The organism is Nonomuraea pusilla (assembly GCF_900109355.1).
GTDB lineage: Bacteria > Actinomycetota > Actinomycetes > Streptosporangiales > Streptosporangiaceae > Nonomuraea > Nonomuraea pusilla.
The window spans coordinates 36,253-48,427 of sequence record NZ_FOBF01000032.1 but is presented as its reverse complement, the minus strand read 5'-3'; the positions used below and the strand labels follow the sequence as shown (position 1 = coordinate 48,427).

Below are 12,175 nucleotides of genomic sequence, written 5' to 3'. Positions count from 1 at the left end.
CAGCCTGAACCTGGAGAGGCCCAACTGTGGCCCGTGCGGGCTACTTCGCCGGAGCCGACCCCTTGCTGGCCGAACTCCTCGGCCGCGAGCCCCGCATCGCGGACCGGCTCGCAGCCCACATCGCCGCCTGAAGTCCGAGCGCAGCGGGTGCGGGCCGCGATGAAGACGCTGCCGCGCCTGCTGGACAGCCGTAAGAAGATGGTGACCGAGGACGACATCGACGTAGCGCTGGTGAGCGGGTCGTGGAAGCGCCTGGCGTTCCGGGCCGGACCGCACGGCAGCACGGTGGGCAAGAACGCCTACACCATGTGCGTGCTGACCCAGTTCCACCGCCACCTCAAGCGACGGGATGTCCACGCCGAGGCCTCGCCTCGCCGGCGGGCCTCCCCCCGTCCGCGGGCGTCGCGCGTTCAGCCTCCGTCATCTCCTGATCCCCCGCTCCGTCGCCTCGCGGCGAACTTCCTCTTGCGCGGGATATGAACGCTCAAATACGGTTTTCCCCGGTAGTTGGGCTTCTCTCCCCCCTCTACCTCCTCTCGCGCTGTCATTTACCTGGTCGGAGCTGGTTTGAACGTTCAATTTGCGTACTTGAGCCAGTTCCAGGAACCGGCCGGGTATCTTGACTTCGCCAGGATCGGGCCGCCCTCGCTGGCCGTCGCGCGGACCGTCGCGCAGGCCACGGAGTCGCTCGCCCGTGATCCGTCCACGGCGCTCACCAGACTGGAGCTCCAGGCGAGCGGCGCACGCGCCGCCGCTGCCCGCCTGCTGAGCTGCGCCCCGCACGAGGTGGCCTTCGTCTCCTCCACCAGCCACGCGCTGTTCGCCGCCGCGGCGGGGCTGGACGGCGGCGTGGTGCTCGTCCCGCGCGGCGAGTTCCCCGCGAACGTCTACCCCTGGCTGCGGTTCCAGGAACGCGGCGGCCCGCGGCCACGCTGGATCGACTCCGGCGCGATCACCGCCGACGTCCTGCGCGAGCACCTCGACGACGACGTCAAGGCGCTCGCGGTCAGCGCGGTGGACGCCACGACCGGGTACCGCGCCCCGCTGGGTGCGCTGAAGGAGGTGCTGGGCAAGGACCGCCTGCTGGTGGTGGACGCCGTCCAGGGTCTCGGCGCGGTGCCGCTGGAGGTGGCGGCGGCGGACGTGCTCGCCTGCGGCGGGCAGAAGTGGCTGCGGGCGGGCTGGGGCGCGGCGCTGATGCTCGTCCGCGACCGGGTGGCCGACCGCCTCGCCCCAGGTCTCGGCGGCTGGTCGGGCGTGCGGGCTCCGTTCGGAGTCCGGCACCCCGCGCCGCCGCTGGCGGGAGCCGCCGCGCACACGGCCACCAATCCCGACCTGACCGCCGTCGCCGCGCTGGGAGCCGCCATGGACCTGGTGCTCTCCGCCGGAGAAACGAACATCGCCCGGCAGATCGCCCGAACCCTGGCGAGTCTGCTGGACGCCGCCAGGGCCGCAGGCGCCGAAGTCCTGGTCCCCGGCGAGCCGGCCGGGATCGCGCGCGTGCGACTGCCCGGCCGCGACCCCGTGAGCACGCACGCGGCGCTCGGCGCCGCCGGGCTCACCACCACGCTGCGCGGCGGCTGGATCCGGCTCTCCCCGCACGCCACCACTCCCGTCGACACCGCCGACCGGCTGCGCGCAGCACTCACCCCCCGAAGGGAAACACACACATGATCAACCGTCGTGGAGCCCTGGCGCTCGCCCTCACCGGCACGCTCGCCCTCGCCGCCTGTGGCGGCAAGACCCCCGAGAAGGGCAGCGGGCCCGTCAAGATCACCGTCTGGAGCTGGAAGCCCGCCTCCGACGGTCTGGCCGCCGTCGCCAAGGACTTCGAGCAGACCCATCCCGGCATCAAGGTCGATGTCCAGGCGGTCGGCAACCCTGCCATCTGGGACAAGATCACCATCGGTATGGCGGCAGGAGGCAAGGGCCTCGCCGACGTGCTGCACATCGGCGTCGACTACCTGCCCGGGTACATGGACAAGTTCCCCGGCGGGCTTGCGGACCTGCGCAAGCTCGGCGCCGACAAGTACAAGGATGCCTTCGCCAAGGGCCTGTGGCCCACGGTGACCGGCAAGGACGGCGGCGTCTACGCGATGCCCTGGGAGGTCAACCCGGTCGGCTTCTTCTACCGGGCGGACCTGTTCGAGAAGGCGGGCATCGATCCGGAGAAGATCCAGACCTGGGACGACGCCATCGAGGCGGGCAAGACGCTCAAGGAGAAGACGGGCGCCTTCCTCATCGGGCTGAACAAGCCCGCCGCGGGCAGCGCGGACATGGACTTCTTCCAGTCGCTCCTCCAGCAGCAGGGCGCCTTCTACTTCAACCAGCAGGGCGAGGTCACGCTCTCCTCCCCGCCGGCCGTCCAGGCGATGACCCTCATCAAGAAGATGAACGACGCGGGCATCGTCGCCGACACCTCCGGCGAGAACACCGCCAAGCAGCTCATCAGCGGCGGCAAGCTGGCCGTGCTGCCCTGGGCGGCCTGGGCCGTCAGCTACATCCCCGAGATGCGTCCGGAGCAGAAGGGCCTGTGGCGGGTCATGCAGCCCCCCACGGTCACGGCCGGCGGCAAGCGCACCGCGATCGTCAACTCGACGCATCTGTCGATCTCGGGGACCAGCCCGCACCAGGCGGAGGCGTTCGCGTTCGTCGAGTACGCGCTGACCAAGCCGGAGGTCGTCACCAAGGCCTTCAAGGAGGGCGGCGTCTTCCCCGCGCTGACCGAGGCCTACTCCGACCCGGCCTTCGCCGCCCCCCAGCCCTACTTCGGCGACCAGCCCGCGCTCAAGACCTTCGTGGACGCGCTCGCCGAAGGCGCCGACGCCACCTACTACTCGGGCGACTACGCCAGGGCGCTGAAGATCGCCAGTGACGCGCAGACGAGTGTCCTGCTCAAGGGCGCCGACCCGGCCGCGGCGCTGACCGAGGCCGCCACGCTGCTGACCCAGCAGACGAACAGGAAGCTCGCGGGATGACGCTCACCCTGTCGCGGCCGGGGCGGACGACGGTGCCGAGGCGCCCGTTCGTCACCAGGCGGACCGTCCCCTACCTGCTGGTCCTGCCCGCGCTGCTCGGCTTCATGGTGTTCAAGGCCTATCCGATCCTGGCCGCCATGTACATCAGCCTGACCACCGGCGCCGGCGCGGCACGCAGCTTCGTCGGGCTGGACAACTACGTGCGGCTGGTCAACGACCCGCTGTTCTGGACCTCCCTGTGGAACACGGGACTGATCCTGGTCGTCCAGGTCCCGATCATGCTGCTGCTCGCGCTGCTGCTGGCCCTCGGCCTCAACTCCTCCCTCGTGCGGCTGCGGGGCCTGTGGCGGCTGGGCGTCTTCATGCCGTCGCTGACCGGCCTGGTCGCCTACGGCGTGATGTTCTCGGTGATCCTGCGCAAGGACGCGGGACTGCTCAACTGGCTGCTCAGCCTCTTCGGCGTCGAGCCGATCGACTGGCTGGGCAGCCCGTTCTGGGCCCGCATCGCCATCGTCATCGCGCTCACCTGGCACTACACCGGATACAACGCGGTGATCTACCTGGCCGGCCTGCAGAGCATCCCGAAGGATCTCTACGAGGCCGCGATGGTGGACGGCGCCGGCCCGGCCCGCAGGTTCTGGTCGATCACGGTGCCCCAGTTGCGGCCGATCCTGCTGTTGACCGTCGTGCTCTCCACGATCGGCACCCTGCAGCTGTTCGACGAGCCGTTCGTGCTGACCGGCGGCGGCCCGGACAACTCGACGCTGACGATCTCGCTGTACCTGTACCAGAACGGCTTCCGCTACTTCGACTTCGGCTACGCCGCGGCGATCGCCTACGCGCTCACACTGATCGTGGCCGGATTCGGGATCGCGCAGATGAGGATGCAGAAACGATGAAGGGCTGGACGCTCACCTTCGTGCTCGCCGCGGTGTTCGGGCTGTGCGTCGGGCCGTTCTACTGGCTGGCCATGGCGGCCACGCACGCCAACTCCGACATCTTCTCCTGGCCCCCGAAGTTCTATCCCGGCGACCAGCTCGCGGCCAACACGGCGAAGCTGGAGGAGTCGATCGGGCTGGTCAACGTGCTGGGCAACACGCTCTTCGTCGCAGTCGCGCAGACCGCGGGCGCGATCGTGGTCTCGCTGCTGGCCGGGTACGCCTTCGCCAAGTTCCGGTTCGCCGGGCGCGACCTGTTCTTCGTGCTGCTGCTGTCGACGCTGGTCATCCCCGGCGGCGTGACCATCATCCCGATCTTCGAGATGATGAACGACATCGGGCTGATCGACAGCTTCCCGGCGCTGATCCTGCCGAGCCTGTCGGTGCCGTTCGGCATCTTCCTGATGCGTCAGTCGCTGCTGGCCGTCCCCGACGAGTTGCTCGACGCGGCGAGGGTCGACGGCGCGGGCGAGCTGCGGGTGCTGTGGCGGGTGGTGATCCCTGTCATGCGCCCGGTGCTGGCGGCGCTGGCCGTCTTCCTCTTCCTCGGCGCGTGGAACGACTTCCTGTGGCCGCTGATCGCGTTGCGCACGCCGGAGATGTACACCCTGCCCGTCGCGCTGGCCTCCCTGCAGGGGCTGGCCAGGACGGACTTCGGCCAGGTCATGGTGGGCACCGCCATCTCCTCGCTGCCGATGATGGTGCTCTTCCTCATCCTCCAGAAACAGTTCATCTCCGGCCTGCTGGCCGGTGCCACGAAAGGATAAGCATGCAGGTCTGGGAGCCCTACGCGCTCGGCGAGACGACGCGGGTACGGGCCGGAGCGCTCGAACTGGCCCTGGCCGGGGCGGCCGACGCGACGGTGACGCAGGTCTCCGACGGCGTCTGGCTGATCGACGCGCCAGGGGCCACGGCCGCGCAGTGGCGGGTGCCGTGCGTGAGCGTCAGTGCGTTCTGGACGCCGGTGGGCGGCACCCACTGGGTGCCGCCGATCTGGAGCGCGCCGCTGGTGTCCAGGCTGACCGCGGGCTCGCCGGTGGTCTCCCTCGTGGGGACGGCCGGGGCCAACGTCTGCACGGTCGGTCTGGCCGAGCCGCTGGCCCAGGTGAGCTTCACCGGCGGGGTGATGGAGGAGACCGGCGAGTTCGTCTTCACGCTGCACGGCGAGGGGCTGCGGATCCGGCTGGACCTTTCCGACCGGCCCTTCTCCGCGGCCGTGGCGGGCGTGGCGGCCTGGTGGCAGGAGGAGGCGGGCGACCTGCCTCCTACGCCGGACCGTGCCCGGCTTCCAGTCTACTCGACGTGGTACAGCATGCACCAGGACGTCTCCGCCGAGTCCGTGGAGACCCAGGCGAGGCTGGCCAGGGAACTGGGCTGCGAGACGATCATCGTGGACGACGGCTGGCAGACCGCCGACCGGGCGCGCGGGTACGCGTTCTGCGGCGATTGGGAGCCGAGCCTGGCCACCTTCCCTGATATCTCGGGACATGTGGCTCGGGTGCGCGAACTCGGCATGGCCTACCTGCTCTGGTACGCGCTGCCGTTCGTCGGCAAGCACAACGCCGCCTTCGAGCGCTTCGAGGGCAGGTTCCTGCGCTACCTCGACCACATGGACGCCGCCGTGCTTGATCCTCGCTATCCTGAGGTGCGCAACTTCCTCATCGATCGGCTCGCCCAGGCCGTCGAGACCTGGGGTATGGACGGCTTGAAGATCGACTTCGTGGACCGCTTCGCGACCCCCGGCGGCGACCCGGCGCCCGGCGCCGGGACCGACTGCGCGGATGTGGACGAAGGGGTCAGGCGGCTGCTGCACGACCTCGACGCGCGGCTCCGCCGCACCAGGCCGCAGGTGCTGATCGAGCACCGCCAGCCTTACACCAGCCCTGGCCTGTGGCCGTACGCGAACATGATCAGAGCGGTCGACTGCCCGCTCAGCTCTCAGGAGAACCGGCAGCGCACCATCGACCTGCGGCTCACCGCCGGTCCCGTGGCGGTGCACTCCGACATGATCCTCTGGCATCCCGACGAGCCGGCGGAGCAGGTGGCCGTGCACCTGATCAACGCGCTGTTCTCGGTGCCGCAGATCTCGGTCGACCTGACGGCGCAGCGCCCCGACCAGCTCGCCGCCATCCGGTTCTGGCTGGGGATCTTCCGCCGGCACCTGAGCACCCTCCAACGGGGGACCCTGGAGCCGGAGCAGCCCGAGCACGGCTACCCGCTCGTCCGGGCACGCGACGAACGCACCACGATCGTCGCCCGGTACGCACCCCTGCCCGTCGAGGTGCCGGACTCCGGCGAACTCATCGTCGCCAACGCCGCCCCTGACCGGCGGGTCGTCCTGTACGGCACCGGCTCGGCACACGCGGAGGTCCACGACTGCGGCGGCGCCGTGGTCCGTACCTCCACGCTCGTGCTGGAGCCCGGGGCCTGCGTCGTCGAGGTCCCCATGGGCGGCCTGCTCACGCTGAGGAGAGACTGAGTGATCGCACGCCGGCCGCGCGAGCGCGGGGTCACCATCGAGGACGTCGCGAGAGCGGCCGGCGTGTCCCGCCAGACGATCTCCAACGCCCTCAACGCCCCGCACCGGCTGAAGGCCGAGACGCTGGAGCGGGTCTCCGCGGTCATCGAAGAGCTCGGCTACCGGCCCGACCAGTCGGCACGCAGCCTGAAGTCGGGCACCCGCCGGATCATCGCCTACCCGACACCGGTGGACGACCCGGCCAACCCCAACCCCTTGATGGGCGGTTTCCTCGAAGCCGTCGTGGCGGCGTCAGGCGAGGCGGGCTACCGCATCCTGCTGGTGCGCCCCCGGCCGGGCCAGAGCCAGGAGCAGGCGCTCGACGAGCTGATCGCCGCCCGCACCGTGGACGGATTCCTGCTGTCCGACATACTGCGCGACGACTCTCGCGTGGCCCATCTGACCAGCACGGGTTTCCCGTTCGCCGCCTTCGGCAGAACCCTGCCCGATCAGCCCCAGTCCTGGGTGGACGTCGACAGCGTGCAGGCGGTGATCGACCTGGTCGGTCTGCTCGCGGCCAGGGGGCACCGGCGGGTGGCCTTCCTGGCCTCCACGTCCGGGCAGCCGTGGATGGACGACCGGCGCGACGGGTTCCTGGCGGGCGTGCGGCGCCATGGCCTGGCCGGGCAGGTGTACTCCGTGCCGGGCGACGATCCGGGCGAGATCGTCACGGCCACCCGCGATCTGCTGGCCGGGCGCAACCGGCCCACCGCGATCGTGGCCGGCGGCGACTGGCTCGCGCTCGGCGTCTACACGGCGGCGCGCGCCCACGGGCTGGAGATCGGCAAGGACCTGGCCGTGGCCGCCTTCGACGACCTGCCGATCACCGCGTTCCTCCAGCCGGCGCTGACCACGGTACGGCTGCCGCTACGCCGCATCGCCGAGGCGCTGATCAGCCGCCTCCTCCAGATCATCGAAGACGGCGTCACCCCGCAGGCGGGGCTCATGCTCCCCGGCGAGCTGGTGATCCGCCCGAGCCTAGGACCATGAATGCAGCTTGACTCAGGCCACGACGAACTCGTGGCGATGTTCGCGTGGGCGCGCGACCGCGCGCTGCGCTGGGCCCATCCCGGCGGGACGCGCGGGCCGGTGAACGTCGACGAGCGGCACCCGCACGGCACCGGTGAGGGCGTCTACCTGCCCTCCTACTGGGCCGGGTACGCGCACCGCAGCGGGTTCTACGCCCGCGACTTCGTCCACCAGGCGGCGGGCGCGCACCTGCTCGGCCTGGCCGAGGCCAATCTGGCGATGCTGCGCTGCTTCGCCGCCTCCGCCACGGAGGAGCACGGCCACCGTCCGGTGTGGGCGTTCAACTTCGACGGCTCCTACCTGTCGATCGACTACCGCGGCCCTGACGAGTTCGTCAGGGAGGTGCCCGCGGTCTTCGAGCTGGTGGAGTGCGTGGCCGCGCTCCACCGCTGGACCGGCGAGCCCGCCTACGTCCACGACGCCGTGCTGCGCGACTACTGCGCGAACGCGATCGCGCTGCCCGCGACCGGCCAGGGCACGGGCATCTTCGAGGGCACCGCCAGCTACAACGAGCTGAGCGGCGAGCCGCTCGCGGTGGCCGGTGACGGCATCGCCGCACAGTACGCGGCCCACCTGGCGATGGCCGAGCTGGCCAGGGCACGCGGCGAGGACGGCGAGAGGTTCGAGGCCCTGGCCGCGCAGTTACGTCACCACTACGAGCAGGAGTGGAACGGCGCTCGCGGCTTCACCTTCGACGGGCGGCCCGTGACCGGGTGGGGCGCGGAGAACAGCTGGTTCATGCCGTTGAAGGGCCTGCGCGACGACCCGGCCTACCTCGACTACATCGACGCGCGGGCGAGCGGCCCCGAGCGGCCGGAGAACATCGAGGCGTGGACCTACCTGCCCGACGTCTTCTTCCGCCACGGCAGGCCGCGCACCGCCTGGCGGTGGATGCGGGAGATCTTCCACGCCCGCACCGCCCCGCACGTGGCCGGCGGGCTCAACGGCGACTACCCGGAGGTCTCCTTCACCCTGGTGAGTCAGGTGGTGGAGGGTCTGCTCGGGGTCCGGCCGAACGCGCCGGAGAACGCGCTGACCACCCTCGCGAGGCTGCCCGCGGAGATCGGCTGGGTCGCCGTCTCCGGCATCCCGATCGGGCGGGGCAGCGTCGCCGTGCGGCACGACGGCGAGCACGCCAGCACGCTCACCAACCTGTCCCAGCAGGTGACGTACCGCTGGACCGCCCGCTTCCCCGGCGGTTCCGCCATCACGCGGGACGTCCCGCCCGGCGCCACGGTCACCGTGGAACGCGGCTGAACGGGCGAATCCGTTTCACTCGACCCGGGTCAGGCGGACGAGGGCGCTGGCGTGGCCGCGGCCCGGCAGCTCAAGCGGGAGGCCATGGGCCAGCAGGACGGCCCCGTGATGAACGGCGCCGGTGTCGTCGTCGCGATAGCGGGCGTCCGGGTCCAGGGCGCGCAACCGCAGGGGCGCGGGCGGGGCCCCGAAGGAGGACGACAGCCGCCAGGCGAGCACGACGACCCGGCCGTCCGCGACGTACTGGACACCTGTCAGCGGCGGCTCCCCCAGCCGGTAGTGGACGCCGTGCTGCACGACCGGGCGGATCTCCTTGTAGAGCGCGACGAGCTCGGCCGCCTCCTCGCGCTCGGCGGCGCTCCAGCGCGACAGGTCGCCTCCGACGCCCAGCACTCCGGCCATGGCCACGTGGAATCGGAACCGGAGCGGCAGATCGCGGCCGGTCAGGAAGTTCGGGCTGTCGGTCACCCAGGCCGCCATCGTCCGGGCGGGATAGATCTGCCCGAACCCGTGCTGGATCCCGATCCGGTCGGCGGCGTCGGTGTTGTCGGAGGTCCACGCCTCGTCGGCGCGGCGCAGCACGCCGAGGTCCACCCGGCCGCCGCCGCCCGCGCACGTCTCGATCCGCAGCCGGGGATGGTCGGCGCGCAGCCGGTCCATCACCTCGTACACACCGCGCACGTGGTCGATCCACGGCCGGCCCGGATCGCCCGCCCCTGGCCGTCCCACCTCGGTGAGAGCCCGGTTCATGTCCCATTTGAGGAAGTCGATCCGGTGTGTGCCCACCAGCCGGTCCAGCCAGTCGTGCGCCCATGAGACCACCTCGGGCCGCCCGAAGTCGAGCACGAGCTGGTTGCGCAGCAGCGTGCGGCTTCGGCCGGGTTCGTGCAGCACCCAGTCGGGATGCGCGCGGTAGAGGTCGCTGTCGGGGTTGACCATCTCCGGCTCCACCCAGATCCCGAACCGCATGCCGAGCCGGCGCACCTCGGCGATCAGCCCGTCCAGCCCCGTGGGGAACTTGCCGGGGTTCGGCACCCAGTCGCCGAGCCCGGCCTCGTCGCTGTCGCGCGCGCCGAACCAGCCGTCGTCCATGACGAACATCTCCGCGCCGATCTCGGCCGCCAGCGCCGCGAGCCTCTTCTGCCCCTCCTCCGTCACCGCCCAGCCGGTCGCCTCCCACGAGTTGTAGACCACCGGGCGCGACTCCGAGCCCGCGGGCAGCACATGCCGCGCGATGTACGCGTGCCATGACCGGCTCGTCCCGCCGAACCCGTCGGGGCGGTACAGGCCCGCGAAGACCGGTGTCTCCAGCGACGCCCCCGGCTCCAGCCGCCAGGTGACGCCGTCGTGGCCGAACCCGCCGCTCCAGCCCAGGCGCTCGGCCGGTGAACGGTGCAGCGTGATCCGCCAGCTCCCGCTCCAGGCCAGCGCGGTGCTCCACACCTCCCCGTGCTCCTCGCCGGCCCCACCATCGTCGATCATGAGCCATGGATTGGCGTGATGCCCCGACACGCCTCGCCTGCTCGTCAGCACGGTCTCCCCTCCGGGGAGGGCCTCACGGCGCAGCCGGAACTCGCTGCCCCACGCCCCGGTCACATGGCTCAGCCGATAGCCCGCCAGGTGGGGAACGCTCCACGCGGCCGAGTCCACGCGCAGCACTTCCAACGGCGCGTCACCCCCCGTGTGCCGCAGCACGGTCCACCGCTCCAGGACGTCGCTGTCCTCGTGCACCCGGTAGTGCAGCTCGGCCGCGAGCGGACGGCGCCGGTCGTGCAGCCGGATCGTCAGATGGCCGCCCTCGACGGTGTGGCCGTCACAGCGCCACTCGATCTCCCGTCCCCCGCCGGGGAAGCGGATCTGGAGAGCGGGTGGCCCGAACCCGGCGACGGGAAGCTCCGCCCCGTCCGACCGAGGGTGCTCGAAGCTGCTGTCGGCTGGGTCGCGGAAGGGCGGTACGGCCGCTGCCTGCTCCAACGTCAGGGGACGCCCCCAGTGCACGTGCCGGGGGGTGCCGTCCTCGTCCAGCCGCAGCGCGTACGCGGTGGTGGGCGTGCTGAGCAGCCAGATGCGTCGGCGGGCGTCGAACTCGATCACTGTGGGGCGCTCCTCGCGTGGGTCGGCACGGTCCGGAAGTGTAGAGCCCGACGACCAAGAATTAAATTCTTGACGAAGTTAATTAGCGTGGCTACCGTTCCCCCATGCCGAGAAGCCAGGGCTCCGGGGCGCCCATCGCCAGCCCCGCCGCCGCGGCGGTCTTCACCACGGTCCTCACCCGGGGCCCGGCGAGCCGGGTCGACGTCTGCAGGCTCACCGGCCTCTCGTCCGCGGCCGTGACCAAAGCCGCCCGCCCCCTCATCGAGGCGGGCTACCTGCGGGAGCTCGCACCGACCGGGCGGACGGCGCCTGGCGCGGGCAGGCCAGCCAGCCCGCTGGCGATCGCGCCGGAACGTGAGTACTTCGTCGGCATCAAGATCACCGGTGATGACCTCATCGGCGTGGTGACCGATCTCGGATCCCGGATCGTGACCTCCCGGCACCGCCCCGTGCCCGGGTTCGACGTGCGGACCGATGCCTCCACCACCTCCATGGAGCCCGCCGACGTGGTCGCGGCCATCGCCGCGCTCACCACGGAGCTCCTGGACGAGCACCCCGGCTTCCGGGAGCGGACCCATCGGCTCGGCGTCGCCATCTCCGGCGACGTCGACCGCGGCACCGGCACCGTGCGCTACTCGCCCTTCCTCGGCTGGCGGGACGTCCCGCTCGCCGCGCTGCTGGATGAGGCCACCGGGCTCACCACGACGCTGGAGAACGACGTCAAGGCCCTCGCCGTCGCCGAGCACTGGTTCGGCGAAGGCGTCGGCACGTCCTCCTTCGCCCTGGTCACCGTCGGCACAGGCATAGGAAGCGCGTTCGTCGTCAACGGCGGTCTCGTCTCCGGCGCGTTCGGCGTGTCCGGCGAGATCGGCCATGTGCCGATCGGCGTCGACGGACCGCGCTGCCACTGCGGCGCGACCGGCTGCCTCGAAGCCGTGGCCTCCACCCAGGCGCTGCTCACCGAGGCGCGCCGCGCCACCGGCGTGGACGACCTCACCATCGACCAGGCGGTCGATCTGGCCCGCTCGGGCGACCAGGTTCTCCGCAAGGTCTTCGCCATCGCAGGCCGGGCCATCGGCCTCGGCCTGGCCGTGGTGGCGAACCTCCTCGGCCCGGAACGCCTCGTGGTGTCCGGCGAAGGACTCGACGCCTACGACCTGTTCGAGGAGTCGATCCGCGAGGCGTTCTCCGCCCAGGCCTACGGCAGCGCGGGGCGGTGCGGCCTGACCATCCGCCCACTGCCGTTCGAGGAATGGGCGCGCGGGGCGGCGACCGTCGCCGTCCAGTGCATGGTCAGCGCGTCCGGCTGACAGACCCGGGAACGCCGGGCGGAGGCTCTGCACGCCGTCTCCGACGACACG

At 71.3% G+C, this 12,175-nt stretch carries 10 protein-coding genes and 1 pseudogene; 10 read left to right on the top strand and 1 reads right to left on the bottom strand.

Annotation, left to right across the window (positions count from 1 at the left end; genetic code table 11):
* Nucleotides 1-32 precede the first annotated feature (32 nt).
* From BMX74_RS43575 to BMX74_RS39945, 9 genes and pseudogenes are all read left to right on the top strand, one after another.
* A pseudogene (locus tag BMX74_RS43575) lies at nucleotides 33-131 on the top strand (SDR family NAD(P)-dependent oxidoreductase); the annotation flags it as partial.
* Nucleotides 132-159: 28 nt separating this feature from the next.
* Entirely contained in the window at nucleotides 160-480 is a 321-nt protein-coding gene (locus BMX74_RS39980) for a hypothetical protein (RefSeq protein ID WP_143078929.1), read from the top strand.
* A 108-nt stretch (nucleotides 481-588) separates the two neighbouring features.
* The gene (locus BMX74_RS39975; protein ID WP_256257577.1) at nucleotides 589-1,674 is read left to right on the top strand and encodes an aminotransferase class V-fold PLP-dependent enzyme; all 1,086 of its coding nucleotides are present in this window, start codon (nucleotides 589-591) and stop codon (nucleotides 1,672-1,674) included.
* The gene (locus BMX74_RS39970) at nucleotides 1,671-2,978 is read left to right on the top strand and encodes an ABC transporter substrate-binding protein (protein ID WP_091105625.1); all 1,308 of its coding nucleotides are present in this window, start codon (nucleotides 1,671-1,673) and stop codon (nucleotides 2,976-2,978) included. The genes BMX74_RS39975 and BMX74_RS39970 overlap by 4 nt, the downstream gene beginning before the upstream one ends.
* Nucleotides 2,975-3,877, top strand: a complete 903-nt coding sequence (locus BMX74_RS39965) for a carbohydrate ABC transporter permease (RefSeq protein WP_055502027.1) — start codon at nucleotides 2,975-2,977, stop codon at nucleotides 3,875-3,877. Before BMX74_RS39970 ends, BMX74_RS39965 begins: the two co-directional genes overlap by 4 nt.
* A complete protein-coding gene (locus tag BMX74_RS39960) occupies nucleotides 3,874-4,683 on the top strand; it encodes a carbohydrate ABC transporter permease (protein ID WP_055502028.1) in 810 nt (269 codons plus the stop codon). The genes BMX74_RS39965 and BMX74_RS39960 overlap by 4 nt, the downstream gene beginning before the upstream one ends.
* 2 nt (nucleotides 4,684-4,685) lie before the next feature.
* Nucleotides 4,686-6,395 (top strand): glycoside hydrolase family 36 protein, encoded by a 1,710-nt coding sequence (locus BMX74_RS39955; protein WP_091105624.1) that lies wholly within the window; start codon nucleotides 4,686-4,688, stop codon nucleotides 6,393-6,395.
* Entirely contained in the window at nucleotides 6,396-7,424 is a 1,029-nt protein-coding gene (locus tag BMX74_RS39950) for a LacI family DNA-binding transcriptional regulator (protein ID WP_055502030.1), read from the top strand.
* Nucleotides 7,425-8,720 (top strand): hypothetical protein, encoded by a 1,296-nt coding sequence (locus BMX74_RS39945; protein ID WP_091105622.1) that lies wholly within the window; start codon nucleotides 7,425-7,427, stop codon nucleotides 8,718-8,720.
* Nucleotides 8,721-8,735: 15 nt separating this feature from the next.
* Here BMX74_RS39945 and BMX74_RS39940 read toward each other — a convergent pair whose 3' ends face one another.
* A complete protein-coding gene (locus BMX74_RS39940) occupies nucleotides 8,736-10,814 on the bottom strand; it encodes an alpha-galactosidase (protein ID WP_091105621.1) in 2,079 nt (692 codons plus the stop codon).
* A gap of 104 nt (nucleotides 10,815-10,918) precedes the next feature.
* On the opposite strand from BMX74_RS39940, the gene BMX74_RS39935 reads away from it, so the two are divergent.
* A complete protein-coding gene (locus BMX74_RS39935) occupies nucleotides 10,919-12,124 on the top strand; it encodes an ROK family protein (protein WP_055502033.1) in 1,206 nt (401 codons plus the stop codon).
* Nucleotides 12,125-12,175 lie beyond the last annotated feature (51 nt).